This is a genomic window from Tenacibaculum sp. 190130A14a (genome assembly GCF_964048965.1).
In the GTDB taxonomy this organism is placed as follows: domain Bacteria; phylum Bacteroidota; class Bacteroidia; order Flavobacteriales; family Flavobacteriaceae; genus Polaribacter; species Polaribacter polynesiense.
On sequence record NZ_OZ040189.1, the window covers coordinates 2,549,949 to 2,576,830 of the forward strand.

The window sequence follows — 26,882 nt, forward strand, 5'->3', positions numbered from 1 at the left end:
AACCAACCTATTATGCAACAAAAAATTATTAACAAAGCCTTTAAGAAAATCAAAAAAAAGGCTAAAAAAGAAGAGGGAGTTAGCTTGACGTTTACTAAAACATCTGAATATTTATCTCAACTATTAGAAGATGATTACAATGTCCGTTTTGGGGATAAAAGTTTAAGAAAAGCTTATAAAAATTCTTCCGAAATAAAGAAACCTGAAGTACTAAAAGCCTTGTGTCAATTTTTAGGATATGAAAGTTATGAAGATTATGTAAACCAACATCCCACAGATAAAAAAAGCCAGTTACAAATCAAACTTTTTTTAGAGTTCAAACATCAATTTTAAAATTACTCTAAGAAGTATTTCGTTCTAATTCATATCACTTATTCAGTAAAACACTAAATAAATTGCCCCCTACTTCAAATCGGTAGGGGTTTCTTTTTCTTATATTTAAATTCAAACTTCTTTGAAACACTTCTTAAAAAAGATATTCTCTATCTTTGAAACACAACAACCATAAGAAGTATCACTTGCTGTCTATAGAAATTTCACTATTACAAATTGTTTCATTAGTAGCTATTGTACATTATTTTGTACTCAGCTTGGTCATTCTATTTTCGAAATTTTTTAAAAGTTCTACCAATAATTACCTGGGATATACCTTATTTATTATTGCTTTAGTAGGGATGAATAATTGGTTTTGGGATCGCGGAAGTGACCCTACACTTCTTCAATGGTTCGATCTTGCACTTTGGCAATTCTTGTATCCAACTACCTTACTTATCTTTTTTTATAAATCTTCTCAAAATCCCCTAAAAAAGGCAATAAACATCCAACTACTCTACCTTCCTTTTATCATATTAAGTAGCTGTAATATATATATTTCTTTAGCAAGGGTTTTCAATTGGTATACGCTTCCAGAAATCATTCAAAGCAACGTTGGATTATTTTATAGAGGTATCAGTTTGCTCTCTATATTGTTTCCCTTTTTTACGATCATTTTGTCTTATCAATTTGTAAAAAATTCTAAAGACATTCCGAGCAAAAAATGGTTATTATATCTGTGGATGTTTTTATCTGTTTTAGAAGTCTTCGGTATTGTTTTAGAAGGACATCGTTTTCTCTTTTCAGAAAAACTACCTCTTACTTATTTATGGACAATAGGTTCGCTGTTTTTATATTGGTTTGTATACCAAGGATTGTATCAATTTAAACTTTCCAACGATCGATATGCAATTAAAACCAAAGAACGAAAAGTAGTTGTTAAATCAGAAAAATCTCTTGCCAATCAACACTCCTATTTTTCTAAACTGTTGTTTTTATTAGAACAAGAAAAAATTCATCATGATGCTAGTTTAAGTAGAGATCGTGTTGCGGAACAATTGGGTATTAGTAGCGGATATCTATTACAAGTAATCAAAGAAAATGCTGGATTAAGTTTTTCAGAATTTATAAATTCTTATCGCATCAAAGATGTAAAGGCAATGTTAAAAGATCCTAGTTTTGACAAGTACAGTTTACTATCTATTGGCTTAGAATGTGGATTCAATTCTAAAACTTCATTTTATACTAATTTTAAAAAAGAAACAGGACTTACTCCAAAAGAATTTAAGTACAAATAGGTTCTATTTTCGGTTCTATTTCGTATTCCGAACTCCTGTACCTCTTATATAGCCTAGGTTTGCCAAAAATTAAAATCAAACATCATGCAAACACGTACAGGCCTTTTGTCCTTTCTTTTTTTATGTATTAGCACCTTAGGTTTTACCCAATCAAAGACCTTTTCTTTTGAAAATGTTCATGTAATTCCCATGGATAGAGACACCGTTCTGCACAATAAAAGGGTCATTATTCAAGATGGAAAAATACATAGCATCGAATCTGCTTTGCACCCCGCAAGTATTCCGATAGACCAAGTGATTCCTGCTACCGGTAAATACTTAATGCCAGGATTGGCAGAAACACATTATCACTTACAAAACAATATTCAAAATGAATTCAAATTATTAATCGCCAACGGAATTACATCCGCAAGAAATATGGCAGAATATCCAGGACAAGATCAAATAACTATTCGAAATCAAGTTCATAAAAACACCTATTTAGCACCTCATTATTACACTGCAGGTCCTTATCTAATGCGAAAAGATTTTCGAAATGAAAATTCGGTAGACTCTATCATTCAACATCATCTTACCAAAGGCTACGATTACTTAAAATTAGCAGACAATCTTCCGAAAGCAACTTATGTAAAATTACTAGCGGCTGCCCAGAAAAACGAAATTGATGTTATCGGACATGGACAACGTGATTTACCTTTAGAGTTTTCTTTGCGAATGAAATCTATCGCCCATGTAGAGGAGTTTTTAAATATTTTTCCAAAAAAGGTACTGGTTTCTACTCCCCTATTAAACCAAGCAGCACAACAAGTTAAAACTAGCGGTGTTTATGTATCTCCTACGTTAGGTATTTTCGAAATGATTAGTAAATATGCTAGTAAAGATGAAACAAAAGTTTTACATCAAAATCCGAATTTGAAATACCTTCCTAAAAACTATCTAGATTATTGGACCTCCGATGAGATTAACTACCGTAGTTTACCATGGTTTACAGAACCAACCTCTTTAAAACGATTGGCAAAAGAATTGCAATGGCAGCAAAAATTCACATTAATTCTACACCAAAATGGCGTTCCTCTAATGGCAGGTAGCGATACTTATGGATTGTTTCTTCCTGGTTTTTCACTACATCATGAACTTGAACTAATTCATAATTCTGGACTTTCCACTTATGAAACTTTAAAAACAGCTACAGTTGTACCCGCTAGATATTTTAAAGCATTCTCTCAAAGCGGAACCATTAACGAAGGAAAACTTGCCGATGTAGTGTTGTTAGACAAAAATCCTTTAGAAAACATACAACATACTCGAACCATTTTAGGCGTAATGCTTAAAGGTAAATGGATGAATAGAAAAAAGTTAGATGCTTATTTATTGGAAGTAGCAGAATCGTATCAAACAAAAAAATAGATTCATTGGAAATTATCCTTAGTTTATTTGAAAATATCCTTAGTTCATGAATTAGTAGTTTTTGAAGCTCGACTTCGACAGTACTTTTGATACCAGAAATAACAAACAAACGCATATATATATTATGAAAAATCAACAAAGAGAACTGGTATTTTTAAGATCTTTTGCAGTGACTGTAGGATTGGGAATTTTAGCTTTTTTATCATACTCATTTAAAAGTGGAAATCCGTTCAATCAAAAATTTGGAACCATTGATGTAGAACGCATTAATATTATTGAAAAAGATGGCACCGTAAAAATGGTCATTACCAATGCTGATCATTTTCCGACCAAAGGAGATGCCATCAATGGAAGAATAAATCACAAGCGCAAAAAAAGAGCTGGAATGCTATTTTTTAACGAAGACGGTATGGAATGCGGTGGGTTTATTTATGATGGTGCTAAAAACGAACAAGGGCACTCTGCTGGACTTTCTTTAACCTACGATCAATTTGATGGAGATCAAGTAATGCAATTGCTTTCCACTGATAAAAAAGTTAACGGAAAACGCTATAAATCGAACCTATTAGTTTTTAACGACCAAGGAGATCATGTAACACAACAAGGAAACAATACTTTGCAAAATGAAATTAAAGCTATTAAAGATCCGAAACTTCGTAAAGCAAAGTATGAAGAATATAAGAAAAAAGGACTGTTGTCTACACACACTCCAAGAGTTGCTTTAGGTAATTTTGTAAACAACAAGGGTTTGTATTTATTTGATGATAACGGAAAACCAAGAGCGCTCTTTTGTATAGACGAAAACAATAAAGTAAAACTAGAAACTTATGATGAAAAAGGAAATGTTTTAAACTCTTGGCCAACAAAATAACCTTAATTAGCAATTGTAACATACCAAAAGTATGTTGCAATTGTTTATTTTTACTCGCCTATGAAAACTAGTATTCAATACATACGTAAGCACCTATTCTTCTTTTTATTTTTATTTATGTTTTGCTGGCTCTTGAGTCTTAAAAACAAAATAAGAGTTGCTGATGGTTCTTGGGACAATTTTCACTTTCACCCAGATGCGCCTTTTTGGATGTTCTTTGGTGGACTTATTATCTTTTTTTTTATCGATTTTATTAAACGAAAAGTAGAAAAAAAACATCCTATACAAACACCGCTATTAAAAAATTATTTTTTGTATTTCGGATTCGGATTCGTTGCCTATATGCTCTATCAAAATATATTAGGACTTCTTATTTCTTATGCCTTTAACAATATTGAAAAGAACTACGGATCATCTTATCTTATTATAAATAACAATATCAATGAAGCTTTAGACTTTATAATGTTTGGCGGATTTTCTCTAGCTTATCTTTATTTTCAAGATGGTAAATCCTATAAAAAACAATTAAGCGAATTGCAAATTAGTGATGCAAAAAGCAAAATTCAACAATTGCAAAATCAACTGAATCCCCATTTTTTATTCAATAATTTGAATGTCTTAGATCAATTAATTTTTGAAGATGCTATGAAAGCGTCTTCCTTTTTAAGTCGATTTTCAGAAGTATATCGTTTCTCTCTTATAAATGCAAACAAAGAACTAATTCCAATACAAGAAGAATTGCTGTTTACTGAGAACTACTTTAAATTGATGGATGAAAAGTATCAAGGTTACTATCAACTACATATTGATGATACTATTAGAAAACTACCGACCATTGTACCTCCTTTTTGTTTACAAATACTGATAGAAAATGCCATTTTGCACAACTTAGGCACCAAAGAAAAACCAGTAGCAATTCATATGAGTTATAAAGATGGAATACAAATTAGCAATAATAAAATTGCTTTAAATAGAAAGAAAAAAGGAAATGGTGTAGCCTTAAAAAACTTAAATGAACAATTTTTATTACTAAGTGAACAAAACATAGTAATTTTTGAAACTTTAGATACTTTTACTGTTACCCTACCTCTTATTAAAACTGTAGCCTAATGATTAGAATAGTTATTGTTGAAGACGAAGCTCCTGCTAGAAAAAAATTATTGAGTTATTTAAACAACTTAGATGTTCCCTATACCATTGTTGCTGAAATTGAAACAGTAGACGAGACTTTAGCTTTTTTAAAAACGAATACTGAGATTGACCTTATTTTTTCTGATATAGAATTAAGAGATGGAAACGTATTTGATGTGTATAGCAATCTTATTGTGCGAACTCCTATTATATTTACTACTGCCTATAACAACTTTTGGATGAATGCCTTTGAAACAAATGGAATTGAATACTTGTTAAAACCATATTCATTTGAACGTTTTGAAAAAGCTTGGAGCAAATTCAATAATTTAAAAGAAAATCTACAGCAAAATCAATTAGCAATTTTTAAACAACTAGACACTTATTTTCAACAAAAAGCTCCCCCTACAAAAATCTATAAAGAATTTATATCGGTAAAATCTACTAGTGGTATTTACTTCCTAAAAACAATCGATATTAAATATATCAAATCTGAAGAAGGAGTACTATTAGCTTTTGATAATGCTAACAAAAAACATTTACTAAATCAGAATTCGCTCATTACTATCCAGGAATTCTTAGACCCAGATGTGTTTTTTAAAATAAATCGAGGAGAATTAGTAAATAAACAGTATGTTGAGCGTATTAATCGCTATACCAAAAATACGGTAGCAATTCAATTAAAAGAACAAGAAACCATATTAAAAACAAGCCAAACTACCACAGCTGCTTTTAATAGTTGGATGGGAGTATAAATTATTGATCTATAAAAATGGTGAAACTAACTATACACAGAGAGCAACAACATTTAACACAAGAAGAATTGGCCAAAAAAGCTAATATTTCTGTAAGAACCATACAACGTATAGAAGCAGGTGCTACTCCAAAAGGCTATACCTTAAAAGCATTAGCTACTGCTTTAGAAATAGAAGAAAAAGAGCTATTAGAAACTGCTGAAACCTCTAAAATTAATACCCCAGTACTTATAACTATTATTAACCTTTCTTCTTTACTATTTGTATTTCTTCCACCTTTAAACTTTATGGTTCCTTTAATTATCCGATTGATAAAAAAAGAACATTCTCTCTTAAGTAAGAATATAACCACCATACAAACACTTTATGCAATTGGAATGATTTTATTTTTCATTATTAGCAATATGATAAACTTCTTATTTGATATGGATTTTTGGTGGATTCAATTTTCGCAAGCTTTTATGCTTCTCATTATACTTAGTAATCTTTTTATTATTCTAAGAAACACCGTTTCTCTTAATAAAAACCAACAATTATACTTTAAGTTTAATTTCTATCTCTTTTAATCAAAACTTCAGTATTTACGCATAATTGTCGGCTTTTTGGCGTGTTCTGTCGTCCTTTTTTTTCTATAGATTATCAGAGTTTTGCCTCTGAAATTAATTTAAAAAAATGAGCAGAAATTTATTCTTAACAGCATCCTTATTTATAATCACATCAGTCCTTTTCGGGCAAATAAGTAATCAACAATTATATCAAATAGATAGTTTATTTAATCAATGGAATGCTAAAAACCATCCTGGAGGTAGTATTGCTATTTCACAAAGTAACAAACTCATTTTTTCAAAGGCTTACGGACTTGCTAGTATAGAATACAATCGACCTAATACTACACAAACCATTTTTAATACTGGTTCTATTGCAAAACAATTTACTGCCATGGTAATAGTGTTACTTCAAGAGCAAAACAAACTTTCCGTAAAAGACAATATCAAAAAATATATTCCAGAGCTTTCTAATTTTCCTTATGATATTACCATAGAACAACTACTTCTACATACTAGTGGATTACGCGATATACATGGTTTTTTTGCTTTAGCAGGTTGGAGAAATGATATAATTACAAACAAAGACCTAAATAATCTACTACCAAACCTAAGAGATGTAAATTTCCCACCAAATACGGAGTTTTCATATTCAAATATGGGCTATATGCTTTTGGTTAACATTATTGAAAATATTACAAATGAATCTTTTGAAAACTGGCTGCAGCAAGAGATTTTTAAAAAGTTTAATATGAAACATTCCTATATAAGTAAATCTTTAGATAGCATTGTTTTTAACAAAGCTACCTCTTACAAAGGAATTTCTCCCTTTAAAAAAGCACTTCCTTATTGGGGATATGTAGGTTCTGGAAACCTATACTCTACTGCTGAAGATTTAGTCATTTGGCTACAAAACTTTAGTAACACAAAAAAAGTGTTTCAAGAACTATTAACTACGTCCAAATCGAACCCCATATATGCTTATGGATTGCGAGTTGAAACACATTTAAATAAAAAAATAATTCAACATGGTGGTGCTATCGGTGGATTTAGAAGTATTATTAGGTCATACCCAAATGATTATTTACAAATAGCCATACTATCCAACTTTACTAAAGGTGATATTTTGAATAAAATAAATCAAATCGGTGAAATAGTTTTCAATAAAAAAGAAGAAGAAACCTTACAAAAAATAGTATCTATGAAAGCTACTAGTACTATCAATGTACCAAATAACCTCCTACTGAATTATCAGGATGTATATTGGAATGATATTGAAAAGTATGGTAGAACGATCAACTTAGAAAATAATACACTAAAATTTGTAAGAACCAATTCACAAAAAAGTAATTTAACACCTATTAATAGAAATACTTTCAGAATGCAAGATGTAGCAGCTGATGTAATAGTTACTTTTAAAGAAGATAAAATGTTTGTGAAGGTAAACGATGAACCAACACAAGTTTTCCTGCGACACCTTCCTTCAAAAATTAAGAATATTGATTCAAAAATTTATGTTGGAACCTACTATAGTAAAGAAATAGAGACTAGTTTTCAAATTAGTATAGAAGAACAAATGCTATATCTGTATCATAAAAAACATGGAAAAATCAAATTGAAAAAATTATATACCGATATTTATGAATCTCGTTGGCCTTTTAGTTGTATTGAATTTAAAAGAAACAAAAATCAGCAAATAGAAGCACTTCAAATTAGCAATGGACGTGTAAGGAATATGCAGTTTATCAAAAAAAACTAATTTATTTTCTGTTAGCAGACTTTTTTTAACAAGAGTTTAGTTTATTAAACATTATTATAGAAAAGTATTTTACCATTCACCGAAGAAAAACAACCATTCATCGATAGTAATTACCATTTTAACTAAACAAAAAAATTATTTCCCAAAATAATATGAATTTTAAATTGATATATTTATTTTTAAAATGGAAAACCTACACATATTATTTATTGATGACGATGAGATTGAAAGATTAAAGTTCAATCGAATTTGTAAGCAGAGTGAATATACAACAACTATAACACAAGCTGAGAACGGTGAGGAAGCACTTCAAAAAATTGAAGAAAAACTACCTCAACTGATTGTTTTAGATTTGAATATGCCTAAAATGAACGGTATCGAGTTCTTAAGTATTTTACGCAAAAATGAGCGTTTAAAATACATACCCATAGTTGTATTATCAAGTTCTGATAACCAAGACGATGTAAAAAAATGTTTCGAAATTGGTATTTCAGGGTACTTGATAAAGCCCCTTAGATACGATGATTACAAACAAACAATAACCAAATTATTGGCGTATTGGAACGTAAATAATTTATTAATATAATAATGTATGAAAGGTATTGTATTTACTGAATTTTTGGAACTTGTTGAAGATAAATTTGGTATAGAAACTGTTGAACAAATCATTAGTGATTCAGACTTGGAGTCTAAAGGAGTCTATACTGCTGTAGAAACCTATAAGTTTACCGAAATGGTTTCTCTTTTAACCAACCTCAGTAACTTAACTAAAATTTCTCCCAACGATTTACTAAAAGTATATGGATTACATTTTTTTGACGTATTAGTTCAAAATTATGGTAACATTTTAAAAAACTACAAAACGCCTTTAGAATTATTAGAATCTATTGATGCTCATATTCATGTAGCAGTAAGAAAACTGTATCCAGATGCTGAGTTACCATATTTTGAAGTTGCAAAAACTTCAGACAATACTTTGACAATGACTTATCATTCTTCGAGAGCCATGTATGCATTTGCCCATGGACTCATGGAAAAAACCTTTGAACATTACAATCAGAAAGCAACTATAAACTACCAACTGCTAAAAGAAGACGGAACCATTGTTAAGTTTCAAATCGTAAAAGAATGAGTCAACAAAAAATTGAGATTTTAGAAAAAGCTTTAAAACGCGAACGATTGGCTCGGAAGGCAGCAGAAAGAATTCTGGAAGAAAAATCTTTAGAGCTCTATCAAACCAACCAAAACCTTTCCAAGGTTTTAAATGCAAAAGAAATAGAGTTAGAAAGTCTCTTTGAAACTATTGTAGACCCATATATCTTAATGGATTTGTATGGAAATGTTTTAAAAATGAATAATGCTTCTATTGAGTTTTTTGGCTACGATATTGATGAAAACTCTTTCAATGTATTATCTACTCTTCATAAAGAAGATTATGAGTATGCCATGCAATCCTTTAGAAAATTATTGAAAGAAGGAAGTTTTAAAAATTTCAAGGCTCGAGTTTATAATAAAAAACGTGAGTTAAAATGGATAGAAATTAACTCTAGTATTGTATATGATGATGATCATAATCCCACTTTTGCACAAGGTATTATTAGAGATATTTCTGATGAACTAGAGGTTCAAAAAGAACGAGAGGAATTGCTTAAGAGCTTAACCATTAGTAATAAAGAATTAAAAGATTTTGCACATGTAGTATCGCATGACTTAAAATCACCTTTACGTAGTATGAATGCTCTTGTGACTTGGTTAAAAGAAGATTGTGAAGAATTTGCGAATAAAGAAATTAAACAAAACTTTGATCATTTGTTTCGAAAGATAGATAAGATGGATCATCTTATTAGTGGAATTTTAAAATATGCAAGTGTAGATAAAGTTGATGCAAAAAAACAGAAAACTGATTTAGCCGTAGTAGTTCAAGAAATTATTGACACTATTCATATTCCTGAACATATTGAGGTAAAAGTTTCTGAAGAACTACCTGTTATCAATGGAGATAAGTTTCGATTGCATCAATTATTTCAAAATCTCATTAGTAATGCAGTAAAATACAGTAAACCAGAAAAGGGACTTATTGAAATTGATTGTGAAGAGATGAGTAAAAAATGGAAATTTAGTATAAAAGATAACGGAATTGGAATTGAAAAAAAATATCATCGAAAGATTTTTGATATTTTTCAAACCTTAGATGACAGGCAAAATTCTACAGGAGTTGGTTTGTCAATTGTAAAGAAGATTTTAGCAATTTATGACGGAAGAATTTGGTTAGAATCTGAATATGGTAAAGGAACAGCCTTTCATTTTACATTGCCTAAATAAGATGGTACAACCTAATTTAACATACATACAAGAATTAGCAGACGGGGATAAAGCTTTTGAACAACAGCTGTTAGCGGTTATTCAAAAAGAATTTCCTGAAGAGAAAAGAACCTACTTTCAGTTACTAGAAGAAAAAAAATATGAAGATTTAGCACAACTTGTGCATAAAGTAAAGCATAAATTTACTATTTTAGGACTAGAGGAAGAGACTAAGTTAGCTTCTGATTTTGAAGAAGATATCAAAACACAGAATTTTGATTTACAAAAAAAATTCGAAGCTGTTTTAAACGCAATTAGTGACTTTTTAACAACAACTTATTAACCCCCAGGAACTATGAAAAAAAGATGTTTGATTATTGACGACGATTCAACTGCAAGATTAATTATAAATAAACTATGCGCTGAATTCAACGAACTAGAGGTTATCGAAGAATTTTCTAATGCTATTGATGCCATTAAATTTTTAAATACAGAAAGTAATATTGATGTGATATTCTTAGATATTCACATGCCAACTTTTTCTGGGTTTGACTTTATCAAAACCCTTAAACATCCACCACAAATTGTGCTCACAACATCTGACAAAAATTTTGCCTTAGATGCTTTTGAATATGATTGTGTAGTAGACTATTTAGTTAAGCCAATTACCAAAGAACGTTTTCAAAAAGCCCTTACAAAACTAGAGAAAGTGAGTTTAAACGGTAGTACTGAAAATACTACTACTAGCGCTGAAAGTACAAACAACGATTTATATGTGAATATAGATAGAAGATTGGTCAAAATTAATATCCCAGATATTTATGTAATTGAAGCAAAAGGTGATTATGTTCGTATTAAAACAGAATCGCAGAACCATATTGTACACTCTACTTTAAAAAAGGTTGAAGAAAAGTTACCTAAAACAACTTTCCTAAAAGTACATCGCTCTTATATTATCAATACGCAGAAAATTGTGGATATTGAAGACAACAGTGTGCTGATAAAACAAGACATTATTCCTGTGAGTAGGGCTAATAAAGGTGAATTAATAAAGCGTCTAAATTTACTTTAACGTTGTTTAAACTCCATTCGTCTTTAATAACAACTCCATTAAACGATTAAACACGGTCTAAAGGCTTTATACAAGCTACTTTAGACTTGTGAAATTGTTAACAAGACATATTATTTTTCAGCTGTTTTTAGTTGGATGCCTTCAGGCACAAGTATCTGACACCTTGCTTAGATATGCAGATGAACTGCACCAAAAAACTTCAAAAGAACAGCAATTTCCAGCTACTAATTACCTAGCTGAATTTCCTTTTAACTTTTATATAAAGAAAAAAAGTTTAGTGAATGATTATAAAATCAAGCTAAAAGAATTAGAATCTAAACAATTCTTACAAGATATTGGTTTAGTTTTCAAAGCAAGTACCAACTACAACTTTAGAGATGCTTTTGATGAAGAGCAAAATTCTTTTAATAAATTTAGATTTAGAACCGAATTAGAATGGAACATTTTAAAAAACGGTTTTACACATAACCGTACCAAAGCACTTCAAAAACTAAATGAAGCCGAACATTTAAAACTTCAAAATAATCGTGTTAAAAAACAACTTTGGAGACGTCAGTTTAGAATAGACTACAGTTATATTGCCAATAAAGAAGCACTTCTGTTATTCAATTCCTTCTTAAACTTTGAAAATAATTATTTTGATTTTCTGAATAAGTTATATGTACAGAGCCTTATAAAAAGAGAGCGTCTTATTGAAGTTGGTAATCAAATTCATATATTAAAGAATCAACTTATCCATATACAAAAGAAAAATACACTTTTAAAGGATAGCATTTCTAACAATGCTCTTCTTATTGAGAAGCTTCCTATTTTTAAAATACGCATTGATAGTATGTACTTATCTGCACAAGCGTATAATAATGACTTTTTACAAGAAAATATTAAGCTAAACCATAGGGCAATTAATGACTTAAACTTATCGTTCTATATAAATCAAAACTTCAATCATTCTTTAACAAGAAATCAATATTTCCCCGCTGTAGGAATTCGTTTTAAAGCTCCCATACGTTTTAATAAAAGACAACAAATTGTAAAAACAAAGCTTCAACTATTAGCCGCTCAAGAACGAAATAAAAATGTAGGACAATACAACAGACTCATTACACATATGAATTCTTACAATGAAATTATCAAAGATTTACAAAACCAATATAAAAACTGGAAGGTAGTTGAAGAACGTATTCGTGTTTTTGAATTGTTAAAAGAAGAATATGATAACTTTAAAACGGGGCTACTTATTCTAGAGCTTACAGAAGAGAAATTTAAAATTTTAGAAAACTGTATTCAATTAAGACGGCAATTATGTACTGCATTAGCACAACTTTTTGAATTGTATCCAAAAGAAAATTTACACGAGATTTTAGTTCCGTATTCTTTTGAAGAAAATAATCAACAACAACCTATACTCTTTACTCAAAGCGATCAACACAATCTTGATTTTCAATATGAGTTTATAAAGACACAACAACAATTTTATATTCATGTATTAAAACAAGATACAGAGATTCAATTGTATTTAAGGAGTAAAAAAATAGCCTTTAAAATTGTAAACAAGGCATACATAAAAACTATAGAACAAGTAATTAATAAAGAACTTAAACAATTAGCCTTATGAAAAAATTTACATACACAAAAGGAAAGGCTGTTATTAGAACCTTAAAAGAGCCTAAGATAAAAAAGAAGAAGCTCAACTTTGATCGAATCATTTATTTTTTGATTCTCATCGGCTTATTCTTTTGGCTAGTTAGTTTTGCCTATAAAAAAACAAAGTGGATTTACGGAAACGGACAAATGTTAATGGAAAAAGTTGATGTTAACTTTACCAATGATATTCGCGTCAAAGAAATTTTTATAAATGAAGGGCAAATAGTTGAAATAGGAGATTCTTTATTCAACTATTTTCAAAATGATTTTGATAGCGATGCTTCCATTGTGCTTAAAAACTTTGATAAAAAAGAGCGAATCAACGATAACTTACAAGAAATTTTAAGAGATTTATACTTAAAAGGTATCCAACTAAAACACTTGAAAGAACAATTAGCAATTCTTATTGAAAGAGAACAACAGGTTACCAAATTAGTATTACTTGATGTGTATACTAAAACAAAACTGGATGAAATTGTCATGCAAAAACTACAGTTACAATCGAAAATAAAACTCTTACAAAGTGAAATATATCTATTATCATTACAAAAGAAGCAAATAGCAAACAATTCAAACACTTCTTATGGAGGTAATAATAACTACCAAAACACCTACATTTCACCTATTAAAGGAGTTATTGGTCAAATTTTAAAAAATAGTGAGGAGTCTTGTTACAAAACAGAAAATGTAATGACTATTCACAATGAAGAGAAAGTTTTTATTAAAGCTTACTTTAACTTGAAAGACATTGCAAAGGTTAAAGAAGGTAATATGGTATATGTGGAGTTTCCAGATAAAAGTTTATCTAAAGGAATCATAAACAGACTATATATTTCTACCTACAAAGCACCTACCGAATTTCAAAAGAAATACGAACCTACTGAACGAAATATTTTAGCTGAAATAACTCCAATGAACAAGGATGAAATTCCAGCATGGGGTACCTATTATAAATTGAATTTAAAAGTCAAAGTTCCTAAATATTAGATCAAATTTACTCTATTCAAATAAGCCCTAAGTACTATGTTTAGGGCTTTTTTTATGCTAAAATCCGTTTATCTAGTAAAAACTACCATTCATCTTTATTGACTTGTTAGACGACTAATAAAACGAAAGAAAACTAGCATTACTTCCTAATTTAGAGATATAATAAAAGTATAACCCTAAACCGATGCGTTATGAGTACCGTTAGAAAATTTAAAAAAGATAATTTAAAAACAAATAAGTTTCCAAAATTAGCATACAAGAAAAATCAGTTATTCAATAATTTAAAAAGTAAAAAAGAGAATATTGCTGTAGTAGGATTAGGATATGTAGGATTACCATTAGCTGTTCACATGGCTGCTAAATTTAAAGTAATCGGGTTCGATGTAAATTCAGAAAAAATAATGCAATTAATGCAACATAAAGATCCTTGTAATGAGCTTAGCAGTGCTGAGTTCGAAAATAAAGACATCGCTTTTACTGTAGACGAAAATATTTTAAAAGACGCGAAGTTTTACATTGTTGCGGTTCCTACTCCAATAAACGAGTTAAAGAAGCCTAATTTAACTCCTTTAAAATCTGCTACTGCAACGATTGCTAAACATTTAAAAAAGGGAGACTGTGTAGTATTTGAATCAACAGTATTTCCTGGATGTACAGAAGAAGTTTGTGTACCTATTTTAGAACGCATTTCTCGATTAAAGTTTAACGAAGATTTCACTGTTGGTTACTCTCCTGAGAGAATTAATCCAGGAGATACTCAACATACCTTCACAAAAATTAAGAAGATTGTTTCTGGTAGCAATGAAGAAACTTTAGATTTAGTTGCTAAAGTTTATGAATCTGTAGTTGAAGCAGGAGTTCATAAAGCTCCAGCCATTAAAGTTGCTGAGTCTGCTAAAGTAGTTGAAAACATTCAACGTGATGTAAACATTGGATTAATGAATGAGCTTTCTCAAATTTTTGGAGTTTTAGACGTTAATACCAAAGATGTACTAGCCGCTGCAGGAACTAAATGGAACTTCCACAATTACTATCCTGGCCTAGTTGGAGGACATTGTATTGGTGTAGATCCATATTATTTAATTGAAAAAGCAAAGGAAAATAGATATACTCCTAAATTATTGGAGCAAGTAAGAGAAGTAAACGAAGGAATGATCAATCATATCGTATTACAACTAGAAAGAAAGTTATACTCTAAAAGATTCTTAAAAAAGAAGACTTCTGTTTTAGTAAAAGGAATCACTTTTAAAGAAAATGTAAACGACATTAGAAACTCAAAAGCAGCAGAATTATGTGTAGAATTAGAAAGAAGAGGTTATAGTGTTGTAGTACAAGATTGTATGGCCAATCCTAAAGAAGTAAAAAGACGTTACGGATTAGAAATGGTAAGCGATACTACTGAAGAATTTGATGCAATCATATTAGCAGTAGATCATGAAGAATATAAAGACTTGGCTTACTATGATCATTTAAAAAACGGTAATACTAACACCCTTATTTTCGATATTAAAGGAAATAAAAAAGAGCGTTTTCCAAAAGATATTTATATGTCTTTATAATTACACAATAACAAAAAATTAGGGCAATGTTGAATTTAGTAAAATATAATAATAATTCTAGAAAGATTCATATTGAGGGATACTCGTTGCTCATTGTGGCTCACGCCAACGAGCTTAAAAATGAGCAGCTAGAATACCTTGACGGATTTATTATTGATACGGAATCAGTAGCTTTTGCTAAAGACATCATTTATCAAATAAGAACCAACAATGATTTGAAAATTGCTTTACTTCCAATATTTGTTAGTGCTATTCATAAGTTACCTAAAAACGTAGAAATTCATACAGATGGACCCGTAGCAATCGACTTAATAGGTTCATATGTTCAACGAATTGCAACCATTTCAAAAAAAATAAATAAGCTTCAAATTCCACAAAAAGCTACTCACGAAGAATTCTTAAACTATAAAGTTTTAGCCTATAGTTACACAAGAAATTTGGTTATTACCCCAATTACCTCAAGACATAGTTTAATAGGATATGAATTTCCATTTATCTCTTTACTTTTTAAAGAGCATGAAATGATATCTTTATTAAAGACTTTTGAAAAGTTAGTACAAGAAAAGCTCCTTTCTTTTACGCTTCAAGATCTTGTACACCTTTGTAAAAGTTGTTCAGGTAGCTACATCAACTTCAGAGAATGTTGTCCGAAATGCGATTCTATTGATATCAAAGCACACGATATGGTTCACCATTTTGTTTGTGCTCATGTTGCTCCTGAAAAAGATTTTAAAATAGATGATGGATTAGAATGTCCTAAATGTGATAAACGTTTACGTCATATAGGAATAGATTACGACAAGCCATCAACTATTTACTCTTGCAATACTTGCAATCATGAATTTCAAAATAGCAGCATGAAAGGTTTATGCATTGATTGCTCAACAGAACATGAGCTAGATGAGCTACTAGAAAAAACTATAGGTAATTACTCATTAACTCAAAAAGGAGAAAATGAAGTTTTAAAACTTCAAAAAAATACAGAAAATAAAGTTTCGGATGCTATTGGAAACCTCAGTTTACCGCTATTTAAAATTCTCTTAAAACAAGAAATTCAACGAATAAAAACAACAGATTGTTCTAGTTATATGGTAACAATTAATGTAAAAAATAAGCGATTGCAACTCCTAAATTCAGATGTTAAAAATGAACTTACCAAGGAAATTCACAACATCATAAAGTCCTACTTAAAAGATGCAGATATGTTAGCTTCAAAAAGTTATGATTGTCATTACTTACTGCTTCCTGAAACAAAGGAGCATCAACTTACTCGATTGAAAAACATTCAGTACAACCTTAATAAATTACTAAGTGACAACATGCAAGAGGCTTGCAATGAAATTGAAATTCATTACGAAAAAATAACCACAGAAAAAGCAATTCATGAATACCTAATCTAATGATATTAAGCATACATAACTTATTACCAGAATACGTTAACTACTGGTTTGTTGTTGGATTCAACAAATTCTTAAGAGTGTTTTGGTATTTTGTTATTTTCGAATTCACCCGCTATATTATAATCGATTATGTAATTGCCTTCATTTTTTCGTTAACTCAAAAAAGTAGAAATCAAAAATTTAAAGAAGCTAGACAAAAACTTTTTACTGAAAACCCTTTTGTTTCTGTAATAATTCCAGGAAAAAATGAAGGAAAACATTTATATAAACTTACCAAATCTCTAGCCGAACAAACCTTTAAGAATTTTGAATTGATTATTGTTGATGATGGTTCAGATGATGACACTCCTATTATTGGTAAAAATCTAGAAAAACTAGGACTTATAGATATGTTTATAAGAAACGAAATGCGTGGTGGAAAAGCTTCTGCCGCCAATTTAGCTTTGCGCTATAGCAAAGGTAAATATATCGTTCATTTAGATGCCGATTGTTCTTTTGATTCAGACGCTATTGAACAAGTATTAATTCCATTTTTCTTAGATGATAAAATAGGTGCTGTTGGCGGCAATGTAAAAGTGCGTAATTATAGAGACAGCCTTTGTGCAAAATTTCAGGCAATTGAATACCTAAAAACAGTTTCTGTTGGTAGAATAGTTACTTCATACCTTGGAATATATAAAATTATTTCAGGAGCCTTTGGTGCCTTTAGAAAAGATGTGATTGATAGTATTGGTGGATGGGATATTGGACCTGGACTAGACGGAGACATTACCGTAAAAATTAGAAAATCTGGTTATAAAATCTACTTTCAACCCAAAGCTATTTGTTTAACGAATGCTCCTTCTAAATTTAAAGTATTAACCAAACAGCGCTTGCGCTGGGACAAATCAATTATTAGATTTAGAGTTCGAAAACACAAAGACGTGTACTTCCCAAATGCAAACTTTAACTGGCTAAATTTCTTTTCTTTAACTGAAAATGTTTTCTATAATGTAGTCTTAGACATTTTATGGTGGATATACATTATTGATATTATAGTGAATTATACAAGTCAGCTAAAATTTGTGATTCCGATGAATTTCACCTTGTATTTTGTCATGTCATATGTACAAATGTTTAGCATGTATATTTTTTCTGAAAGAAGAAAAGAAGAACTATACTTATGGCCATATGTATCATTAATGACTTTATATACCGGGACTTATTTAAGAATCATAAGAACCGTTGCATATTATAAAGAGTTTTTCTTCAAACGTTCTTTTGATGATCCTTGGAATCCGTATAAATCTTCTATACAAGCTAAAAGAGCTGGTTTATAAAAACCAACACTTTACCGACAATAAATTACATTTCAACGAAATAGGCATTAAACAGCTTTACTTTCCTATTAATTTCACTGAAAAAACCAATCCTTCTATAGATTTCCTAAGTGCTATCTGAGGTTTCACAAAAATGTGAATAACAAGTAAAGAAAGTAATCAACCTAAAATCAAACAGTATGAAAACTCCAAAAACAATTCAAAACATAAAGAAAGTTATTATGATAATACAAGCTCTATTTTTCGTTGCGATGATACTTTTGGTATCAAAAATTAAACAAATAAGTTTTAAAAGATTAAAACTAGTTCCTCTAATTTTAATAGGAATATTCTATAACTGTAGTTCTACTTCCGAAAAAGAAATTTCAGATGTTATCGATACTCCAGATACGGTTGTTGAAGAGAAGCCTTTTAAAGTAAATAATAATAGTGGTCAACTTTCAAGTAGAATAACCTACGTTAACAGAACTGCAACCATTACACCGTTAGTTACCGGTATCAATGCAAGAGGTAATTCGGGAGTCAACGGAACACAGGAAATGTATTACTGGGAGCATGTTGCTGAAGTAGCTCCTTTAGTTGTAAGTGGACAAACGTTAAGTGCTACTCATATTACATTAGACGACAATAAAGCATATGTAAGTTATCATAAACAAGGAGATGTACATTTAGGTGCTGTAGAAATTATAGACTTAAACAATGCCAATTTTCCAGAAATTATTACACAAGCCACTTTCTTAAATTCCGATATAAATGCCGTTACTTCTGGTTTCACAAGCGGATCATCTTCACTAAAAGTATGGTTGGCAATGTCTGATGCAAAAAATGGAGCACAATTATTTGAATTAGAAGCCAGCAATGGTTTTTTTACAGAAACCTACAGACGTAAAAACTTATCCAACATTTTAGAAGGATCAGGGGTATCGGCTTCTGCAAATGGAATTGCAGTTACAGATGATTATTTATATATAACCTCAGGAAAAACTCATGGTGGAACTGTTCAACTTAATAAAAACACTCTTGAACCAGTAGATTCTGAAAGCTATAGTGACGCAAAATATGTTGCTGTAAACGGTACAAGTGTAGGTTCTAAAGTAGTAAGCTTAGTAACAGGAGATAACGCGAGTATCAAGGTTGATAATGTAAAAAACAGTTTAGAAACCTCTAGTTATGATATTGGATCTATTTTTCACCAAAATGTAGTAGAAACTTACAGAGGTAAATCAACAATGGAATTCTCTCCAGTAGATCAAGACAAAGTATATATTGCAAAAGGAAAAGAAGGACTAGCCTTGGTAGACGTAAATAACGGTACCATAACCAATGAATCTAAAGGAACTATGTTAGTGGTAGGAAATACAAATGGAGTAACATCTGATATTGACTATGTATATACAGCAAATGGTTCTGACGGAATTTCAATTTCACCACATCCAACTAGTGGAGGCGGAAATATTGAACCCATCTTTTATTGGGACATGGCTGAAGAAGGAGCTTCTGCAAATTATATCATTGCAGATGGAGAATGGGTATTCGTTGCCAAAGGTGGCGGTGGATTTAAAATTCTAAGAAAACGTACCAAAGATGAGTACAAAACAGTAACTACCTATAATAACAATGGTAAGCCAGATGGAATGGAAGACGATAAAGTTATTTGTAGCACATTACTACCAAACATTTATAACAATGTGTTACCTGAGCGTCAAAATGCTATGACGGCACACCCAGAGTATTTTACAAATCCAGTAAAAACTTTAGTTATTCAAGAAGAAACTGAATTAAATTTAACATTCATAGATGAAGGAGCTGGTTATAAAAACGTACTAGGATATTATACCTATGAAGAAGGAAACAAACCTACAAGCCCAGATCAAGTTGATAAAATTGTCATTTTTCCAAATGCTTCTGCTGAAAGATCTGGTGGAGAATTGGTAAGAGGAAACACCATGCGTTTATTAGGAACTTTTGAACCAGGTACTGTTGTTAGTTTCTTCTTAATTGCTAACGGATGGAGAAATGGAAGTATTACAGACGGGTACTATACACAACATTCAGATATTGATTATAACTTAAGTGGACGTCAACAAAGTATTATTTTCTATGATTCAACATGTAGTTCAATTGTAATCGCTTTTGAAGATATTAGTGTACCCAATGGAGATAACGATTTTAATGATGCAATTTTTGAAATTACACCTTCAAATCCAAATGCAATCGACACTTCTACTTTAAATCAAATAGGAAATTAAAACCAAGGGAATTTAAAAGTAAAAAAGCCTTACTAGTTTTTCTAGTAAGGCTTTTTACTTTTCAACCTCATCAATGAATAAGACTCACTTTTCCCATAGCTTTACCATGTGGTTACATTATCTAAATAACGTATCAATCTTCCTTCTTCTACTTCTTTAAAAAAGTCACAACTCGTTAATCTTAACATCACAGTATTGTCTTTTAAAGTTTGCGTATTGTGAATATCACCTGGTAAATAAACACGACATTCTCCTGCTTTTAAAATAGTAGCTTCCTTTTGCACCACATCCATAGTGCCATCAGGAAAAAACACACGATTAAACAATCCCATTTTTGACGAACCTTGTAATACGGCGTAAATTACCCAACCAGCTCCATGATCATGAGGAGGACTTATATCTCCTTCTTGTTCTAAATGTCCCATTAAAACAAATCCATGCTCCTTACTTCTATAAATCTCTTTAAAAGAGAGTTGATTCTTTAACATGTCATCCACCCAATCTTCTGTTGCACTATTTTTAATAAGGTTTTCTATTAACTCTTTGCTCTGCTTTACCAAATTAGAATTTAATGGTCCCCAAATATTAGAAATTCCCTCTATGCAATGATCCAATTTTGTCTGTTTCATAATTTTATCTTTTAGTTATAAACTGAATACTTATTCAAAAGTATAACGTGTATAGAACATTGTTTATGGACAAAAGTTGGACATTTAGGGATATTTATCCCTTTATAGCAAAATTATTTCGATACATTTCTGCAGTAAAAGAAGTGTGTTTTTTGAAGAAACGCATAAAATAAGAAGTATCCGTAAAACCTAATTCATGTGCAATTTCTGTCACAGTATTTTTAGTGAAAAGTAATAAGCGTTTGGCTTCTATTAATATGCGCTCATGAATTAAATTCATAACTGTTTTGTTCAGAGATTTTTTACATAAACTGTTCAAATGTTTAGAAGAGATATGCATTAATTTAGCATAATCTTCTAATTTTCTATGAGTTTTATAATAAGTATCAATCAAGGTTTCCAACTTTCTTAGTTGATAGGTGAGATAAATGTGATTATTAGATGTTATAGGTTCTTCATAAACTCTTGCAACACGTATTAGTAAGACTTCAAACAATGCTCTTAATAAATTGTCCTTTGCCTTAGATTTATGTTCCTCGAAAAGCTCATCCCAAGCTACAGCTATTTTTTCATCTTTCTCTCCTAACTGTAACATAGGAGTATTATTCATCGAGTGAAAAAAAGGATAGTCTAATAATTTTTGAAAATTATCATTCAAATGATAAAATGCCGAATCAAAAGAAATAACATAACCTTCAGTATCACGGCTTGTTTTTAATGAATGAATTTGCCCTGGAGAAACAAAAAACATGCAATTAGGTTTAATTTTATAAGTTTTAAAATCTATTGAATGCTCCCCTACTCCTTTCTTAATAAACATAATATGATAAAAGTTATGTCTATGAGGAGCTACAACAATTTGATTTTCAAAAATAGCACCTGTTAATTGTTCTATTTCAAACTTTGAAACTTCTTCATTAAGAATATGATCGATTGTTCTAATTGGAACATCTTTAAACTCTTTTTTACCCATAATCTATTTTTAAATCGAGATAAAAACCAAAATGGTTATATGTCTATAAAATACATTTTTAGTTTAACAAAGGTATCAATATCACTATGTAATTAGTATGTACAAAAAGCCGTTTATTAGGTACAAAACCATAAATTGAGTTATAAATATTCAAGTGAACTAAGAACTTTTATTGATCTACTATTCTTAATTCATACTTTTTTGAGTCACACTTTGCTGTATTTTTTATAACGCAACAACATGAGTATTTACAAACCTTATTAAATTTACGTTTTGATTGTATGTTTTTTCTAAATTAAATGGGTTCATTATTACGGGCTTAAAACTGTACAAAACACTATTAAATGATTTTCACTATCCAATGACATGACATTTTTTTTAACTTTATCATTCCTTTTTAATCTAAAATTCAATCAATAACTTGCATATAATAGAATGAAATATATTTACATAATTATAATAATATTTGGATTGAGTTCTTGTAAAAAAGAACGCACATCTGAACCTAACCCTAAACCTATCCTACAACATTCTTCACCAGACATTAAACTCGATCATTTTAATATTTGGGTTGACCGTCCTGAAAAAGCTAAACAAAAATTAGAAGAAATTGGTTTTTACGCTGTTCCTGATTCGCTTTCTACTGTCCATGTAGGACAAGGAACTACTGGGAAATACTTTTATTTCTTAAACAGTTACTTAGAGTTAATTTTTCCGTATAATCAAGAAGAATTTGATAAAAACAATAAAATTAATCACTTAATGGACTTTTATGAAAGAGCCAATCATACAACGAACGGGGCATCTCCTTTCGGTTTGGCCCTAAAAATAAAAGATTATGATTTAGACAAGGTTCCATTTAATATTGTTGCGTATCACCAAAATTGGATGAAAGAAAATGCTAGTATCTATGCCGCTAAAAATTCTAAGATAAATCTTAAGGAACCTTCTATTTTTATTGTCTATCCAGAAATTGAATCGGATGTATTTCAAACTATGGACGACTTAAAAAATATTCCAGAAGAATATAGCTTTGTAAGAACGTTTTATAAACACCCAAATGGAGCTCAAAAGGTTACAAAAATCCACATAACTTCAAACGGTTTAAATTCAGATTCCAAAACTATTAAAACCATAAATAACATTGAAAAAATCAGTACTGAAAATGGTAAAGAACACCTCATGGAACTCTATTTTGACAATGGTATACAAAATAAATCTTTTGATTTAAGACCCGAGTTACCAATAATCATACATTTATAATACACCTCATTAATTCCGCAAAAAAAATCATAAGTCTTGAAGAAATTATATTAGTTCAAATAAACCATATTATCTAATTCTCTCTAACTATTTTGATTATACTACTATGCTATAATTTAACATGAATTTTATTTTTGTTTAACGAAATAAGCGAAACATTAAACAAAAATATTTATCTTTGTATATATGGCTCAATCCTTTAAAAAACAGTATTTACCATCAAAAATTTGCGAATGTTGTGGTAGACCATTTACATGGAGAAAAAAATGGAAACTGAATTGGGACCACGTTAAATATTGTAGTAAAAGATGCAGATCAAAAAAACAGCGGTAGTTTGGTTTACCAATAACTTGAGAATAGAAGATAATAAACCTTTATATGAAGCTTGTGCTAAATATGAAAATGTTATTGGAGTTTATTGTTTTAATAAATCTGATTTCAATAAAACTCAATTTGGATTTAAAAAAATTGAAAAATTTAGAGCCAAATTCTTACTAGAAACTGTGAAAGACTTATCTAAAAATCTTCTAAAACTAAACATTTCTCTTTTTACCTTTTTCTCTTTACCAGAAAAAATTATACCTCAATTTTGTTGTCAACACAATGCAGATGTACTTTTCTTTCAAAATGAATTTACCCAAGAAGAACTAAATACTATTAAGGCTATAACTCAAAAATTACCAAAAAAAACGGCAGTGAATAGTTATTATGATCAGTTCTTATTTCGTCCTGAATCGATTCCCTTTCAAATTAATGATATTCCTGAAATCTTTACCAACTTCAGAAAAGAAATAGAGAAAAACGCAAAAGTTTACAATACGTTATCTATTACATCAAAGGCAGACTCTAATTTTATTAAAGTTGATACTCCAATACCAACCCTAAAAGATTTAGGCTTTCAAGATTTTGAGCTTAACACAAATACTGCATTTCCTTTTCAGGGAGGAGAAACCAATGCTTATAAACGCTTAAACCATTATTTTTTTATTTCCAGGAAGTTAAGTTTCTACAAAAAAACGAGAAATGGTTTATTAGGTATTGATTATAGCTCAAAATTCTCTCCTTGGTTAGCAAATGGCTCTCTCTCTGTAAGAACTATTTATTGGCAAGTAAAAAAATACGAACAAGAACACGGTAAAAATCAATCTACCTACTGGATGATCTTTGAACTTATTTGGCGGGATTATTTTAAATTTTTATCTCTAAAACATCAAAACAATCTGTTCAAACTTACAGGAATAAAACAGCTAAATTATAATTGGAAAAGAGACGCACATTTAATTCGATCATGGATTGATGGTAAAACTTCCAACCAATTTGTAAATGCTAACATGATAGAGCTAAAACTAACCGGATGGATGAGTAATAGAGGTAGACAAAATGTAGCTTCTTTTTTTGCCAAAGATCTCCTCTTAGATTGGAGAATTGGTGCTGCATATTTTGAAAGTTTACTAATCGATTTTGATGTGCATAGCAACTATGGAAATTGGCAATATGTTTCAGGAGTGGGAAATGATCCAAGAAATAGAAAATTTAACGTTCAGTTACAGTCACAACGGTACGACGCTACCGGTAAATACAGAAGCACTTGGTTACAACACAACTTATTTTAAATGAAAGAAGCTACCATACTATTTCCTCATCAACTATTTAAAGATATTGAGCTACTAAATAAAGAAAACACAATTTACCTGATTGAAGAATACCTATTCTTTAAACAGTATAATTTTCATAAACAAAAACTAGCTTTTCATAGAGCATCTATGAAATTTTATGAGAACTTCTTATTACAAATGGGTTTTGATGTTATCTATATTGAAACTCACCAAGCTCTCTGTAATATTAAAACTTTAATACCACAATTAATACATGAGGGAATAGAAAAAATTCACCTCTATGACCCTACCGATAATTGGCTCGAACAGCAAATCAGAAGTTTTGAAGCTCACGTAGAAATTAAGATATACGACAATCCTTCATTTTTAAATACAAAAAATCAATTATCATCCTTTTTTAAAACCTCTAAAAAGAAGTTTTATCAAACATCGTTTTATAAAGCACAACGTCTTCAGAGAAACATTCTCATTACCGAAGGAAAACCAGACGGAGGCAAATGGACCTATGATATAGAAAACCGAAAGAAATACCCTAAACATAAAAAACCTCCTAAAATTATTTTCCCTGAAAGTAATACTTATTATCAAGAAGCCATAGACTATATAGAAAGTCATTTTTCGAGTAACCTAGGAGAGTTAACTGAAAAGCAGCTTTATCCTAATACTTTCTCAGAAGCCGAAAATTGGTTGTTAAACTTTTTGAAAACAAGGTTTAATGAATTTGGGGATTATGAAGATGCGATAGTAAAAGACAAGCATTTTCTTAACCACAGTATACTATCTCCTCTTATAAATACCGGTTTGCTAACGCCAAAACATGTAGTTAATACTACTATTACCTATGCTAAGAATAACAATATTCCTATCAATTCATTGGAAGGGTTTATAAGACAAATCCTTGGTTGGCGTGAATTTATTAGAGGTGTTTATGAAGTGAAAGGGTCTGAAGAACGAACTAAAAACTTCTGGAATCATTCTCGTAAAATTCCAAAAGAGTTTTATAATGGAACTACAGGAATAATACCGATAGACAACACCATCAAAAAAATTATAAAGACTGGATACGCTCATCATATAGAACGACTAATGATTCTTGGAAATTTTATGTTGCTATGTGAATTTAATCCTGATGAAGTTTACCAGTGGTTTATGGAGTTCTTTATTGACAGTTATGATTGGGTTATGGTTCCAAATGTATATGGAATGGGTTTATTTTCAGATGGTGGTTTAATGTCTACCAAGCCTTATATAAGTAGTAGCAATTATATAAAGAAGATGAGTGATTATCCATCTGGAGACTGGCAAAAAATTTGGGATGGTCTTTTTTGGAGGTTTCTGGATAAAAACAGCTCATTCTTTTCTAAAAATCCACGACTTCGAATGCTACTTAACAATTTAGAGAAAATGGATGTAGACAAACGTATTGAACATTTTGAAAATGCTCTTACTTTTTTAAATAACCTAGGAAATTCAACAAAAAGTGAACAACTGAATTTATTATAATAATCTCAATTCATGAAGTGGTAATTTTGTTCTCTAATCAATCCTGTTTTATTTAATCAAAGTATAGTTTAAATTATCTCTCTTTGGTATACTACTTACAAACTTTTTTTGATTTGTTTCAATACTTGTTTTAAACTCATTTTGTATAAAACACAAAAAGTAATTTTAAAAATGCATTTTTTTATCATAAAATACTATAAATGCTTATTACATTTGAGTATGAGCATATTAATTTTTACTCCTCGTAACATTTCCCTAGTATATTCCCCTTGTTATTAGTTAATATGTT

The 26,882-nt window shown here is 30.2% G+C and carries 25 protein-coding genes; 23 read left to right on the forward strand and 2 right to left on the reverse strand.

From position 1 onward, the window contains the following. Positions 1 to 12: 12 nt before the first annotated feature. The 19 genes from ABNT22_RS12005 (at position 13) to ABNT22_RS12095 (ending at position 20,609) form a co-directional block, all read left to right on the forward strand. Entirely contained in the window at positions 13 to 333 is a 321-nt protein-coding gene (locus ABNT22_RS12005) for a hypothetical protein (protein ID WP_348718472.1), read from the forward strand. A gap of 155 nt (positions 334 to 488) precedes the next feature. Continuing rightward, positions 489 to 1,610, forward strand: coding sequence for a helix-turn-helix domain-containing protein (locus tag ABNT22_RS12010; RefSeq protein ID WP_348718471.1), 1,122 nt, complete (start codon positions 489 to 491; stop codon positions 1,608 to 1,610). An 84-nt stretch (positions 1,611 to 1,694) separates the two neighbouring features. Further along, complete coding sequence (locus ABNT22_RS12015; RefSeq protein ID WP_348718469.1) at positions 1,695 to 3,017, forward strand: amidohydrolase family protein; 1,323 nt, start codon at positions 1,695 to 1,697, stop codon at positions 3,015 to 3,017. Positions 3,018 to 3,141: 124 nt separating this feature from the next. Then, on the forward strand, positions 3,142 to 3,888 hold the full coding sequence (locus ABNT22_RS12020; protein ID WP_348718468.1) for a hypothetical protein: 747 nt from the start codon (positions 3,142 to 3,144) through the stop codon (positions 3,886 to 3,888). 60 nt (positions 3,889 to 3,948) lie between these two features. Then, complete coding sequence (locus ABNT22_RS12025) at positions 3,949 to 4,998, forward strand: sensor histidine kinase (RefSeq protein ID WP_348718466.1); 1,050 nt, start codon at positions 3,949 to 3,951, stop codon at positions 4,996 to 4,998. Next, positions 4,998 to 5,774, forward strand: coding sequence for a LytTR family DNA-binding domain-containing protein (locus tag ABNT22_RS12030; protein ID WP_348718465.1), 777 nt, complete (start codon positions 4,998 to 5,000; stop codon positions 5,772 to 5,774). Before ABNT22_RS12025 ends, ABNT22_RS12030 begins: the two co-directional genes overlap by 1 nt. A gap of 17 nt (positions 5,775 to 5,791) precedes the next feature. Beyond that, positions 5,792 to 6,340 (forward strand): helix-turn-helix transcriptional regulator, encoded by a 549-nt coding sequence (locus ABNT22_RS12035; RefSeq protein ID WP_348718464.1) that lies wholly within the window; start codon positions 5,792 to 5,794, stop codon positions 6,338 to 6,340. Positions 6,341 to 6,446: 106 nt separating this feature from the next. Beyond that, complete coding sequence (locus ABNT22_RS12040; RefSeq protein ID WP_348718463.1) at positions 6,447 to 8,078, forward strand: serine hydrolase domain-containing protein; 1,632 nt, start codon at positions 6,447 to 6,449, stop codon at positions 8,076 to 8,078. Positions 8,079 to 8,262: 184 nt separating this feature from the next. Beyond that, complete coding sequence (locus ABNT22_RS12045; RefSeq protein WP_348718461.1) at positions 8,263 to 8,664, forward strand: response regulator; 402 nt, start codon at positions 8,263 to 8,265, stop codon at positions 8,662 to 8,664. Positions 8,665 to 8,670: 6 nt separating this feature from the next. Further along, positions 8,671 to 9,210, forward strand: coding sequence for a heme NO-binding domain-containing protein (locus ABNT22_RS12050; RefSeq protein WP_348718460.1), 540 nt, complete (start codon positions 8,671 to 8,673; stop codon positions 9,208 to 9,210). Continuing rightward, the gene (locus ABNT22_RS12055) at positions 9,207 to 10,400 is read left to right on the forward strand and encodes a sensor histidine kinase (RefSeq protein WP_348718459.1); all 1,194 of its coding nucleotides are present in this window, start codon (positions 9,207 to 9,209) and stop codon (positions 10,398 to 10,400) included. The genes ABNT22_RS12050 and ABNT22_RS12055 overlap by 4 nt, the downstream gene beginning before the upstream one ends. Position 10,401: 1 nt before the next feature. Then, a complete protein-coding gene (locus ABNT22_RS12060; RefSeq protein ID WP_348718457.1) occupies positions 10,402 to 10,722 on the forward strand; it encodes an Hpt domain-containing protein in 321 nt (106 codons plus the stop codon). 12 nt (positions 10,723 to 10,734) lie between these two features. Beyond that, positions 10,735 to 11,451, forward strand: coding sequence for a LytTR family DNA-binding domain-containing protein (locus ABNT22_RS12065; protein WP_348718456.1), 717 nt, complete (start codon positions 10,735 to 10,737; stop codon positions 11,449 to 11,451). Positions 11,452 to 11,539: 88 nt separating this feature from the next. Continuing rightward, positions 11,540 to 13,066 carry a hypothetical protein gene (locus ABNT22_RS12070; protein WP_348721686.1) on the forward strand — a complete coding sequence of 509 codons (1,527 nt, stop codon included), beginning with the start codon at positions 11,540 to 11,542 and terminating at the stop codon, positions 13,064 to 13,066. Beyond that, entirely contained in the window at positions 13,063 to 14,082 is a 1,020-nt protein-coding gene (locus tag ABNT22_RS12075) for an HlyD family efflux transporter periplasmic adaptor subunit (protein ID WP_348718453.1), read from the forward strand. Before ABNT22_RS12070 ends, ABNT22_RS12075 begins: the two co-directional genes overlap by 4 nt. A 191-nt stretch (positions 14,083 to 14,273) precedes the next feature. Beyond that, positions 14,274 to 15,641: a nucleotide sugar dehydrogenase gene (locus tag ABNT22_RS12080; protein ID WP_348718451.1), complete on the forward strand. Its 1,368-nt coding sequence runs from the start codon at positions 14,274 to 14,276 to the stop codon at positions 15,639 to 15,641. Between the two features lie 26 nt (positions 15,642 to 15,667). Then, positions 15,668 to 17,041 carry a hypothetical protein gene (locus tag ABNT22_RS12085; RefSeq protein WP_348718450.1) on the forward strand — a complete coding sequence of 458 codons (1,374 nt, stop codon included), beginning with the start codon at positions 15,668 to 15,670 and terminating at the stop codon, positions 17,039 to 17,041. Continuing rightward, a complete protein-coding gene (locus ABNT22_RS12090; protein ID WP_348718449.1) occupies positions 17,041 to 18,360 on the forward strand; it encodes a glycosyltransferase in 1,320 nt (439 codons plus the stop codon). Before ABNT22_RS12085 ends, ABNT22_RS12090 begins: the two co-directional genes overlap by 1 nt. Before the next feature lie 179 nt (positions 18,361 to 18,539). Next, the gene (locus tag ABNT22_RS12095) at positions 18,540 to 20,609 is read left to right on the forward strand and encodes a DUF4114 domain-containing protein (protein ID WP_348718448.1); all 2,070 of its coding nucleotides are present in this window, start codon (positions 18,540 to 18,542) and stop codon (positions 20,607 to 20,609) included. A gap of 101 nt (positions 20,610 to 20,710) precedes the next feature. On the opposite strand, the gene ABNT22_RS12100 is transcribed toward ABNT22_RS12095, so the two are convergent. Further along, on the reverse strand, positions 20,711 to 21,238 hold the full coding sequence (locus ABNT22_RS12100) for a hypothetical protein (protein ID WP_348718447.1): 528 nt from the start codon (positions 21,236 to 21,238) through the stop codon (positions 20,711 to 20,713). 94 nt (positions 21,239 to 21,332) lie between these two features. After that, positions 21,333 to 22,211 carry an AraC family transcriptional regulator gene (locus tag ABNT22_RS12105; RefSeq protein ID WP_348718445.1) on the reverse strand — a complete coding sequence of 293 codons (879 nt, stop codon included), beginning with the start codon at positions 22,209 to 22,211 and terminating at the stop codon, positions 21,333 to 21,335. A gap of 435 nt (positions 22,212 to 22,646) precedes the next feature. Here ABNT22_RS12105 and ABNT22_RS12110 point away from each other — a divergent pair, with 435 nt between their 5' ends. The 4 genes from ABNT22_RS12110 to ABNT22_RS12125 all read left to right on the forward strand — a co-directional run bounded on the left by ABNT22_RS12110 (position 22,647) and on the right by ABNT22_RS12125 (position 26,593). Further along, positions 22,647 to 23,474 carry a hypothetical protein gene (locus tag ABNT22_RS12110; protein ID WP_348718444.1) on the forward strand — a complete coding sequence of 276 codons (828 nt, stop codon included), beginning with the start codon at positions 22,647 to 22,649 and terminating at the stop codon, positions 23,472 to 23,474. Positions 23,475 to 23,660: 186 nt separating this feature from the next. Then, entirely contained in the window at positions 23,661 to 23,807 is a 147-nt protein-coding gene (locus tag ABNT22_RS12115; RefSeq protein ID WP_348718443.1) for a DUF2256 domain-containing protein, read from the forward strand. Then, entirely contained in the window at positions 23,783 to 25,087 is a 1,305-nt protein-coding gene (locus ABNT22_RS12120; RefSeq protein WP_348718441.1) for a DASH family cryptochrome, read from the forward strand. The genes ABNT22_RS12115 and ABNT22_RS12120 overlap by 25 nt, the downstream gene beginning before the upstream one ends. After that, the gene (locus tag ABNT22_RS12125; protein ID WP_348718439.1) at positions 25,088 to 26,593 is read left to right on the forward strand and encodes a cryptochrome/photolyase family protein; all 1,506 of its coding nucleotides are present in this window, start codon (positions 25,088 to 25,090) and stop codon (positions 26,591 to 26,593) included. Positions 26,594 to 26,882: the final 289 nt, after the last annotated feature.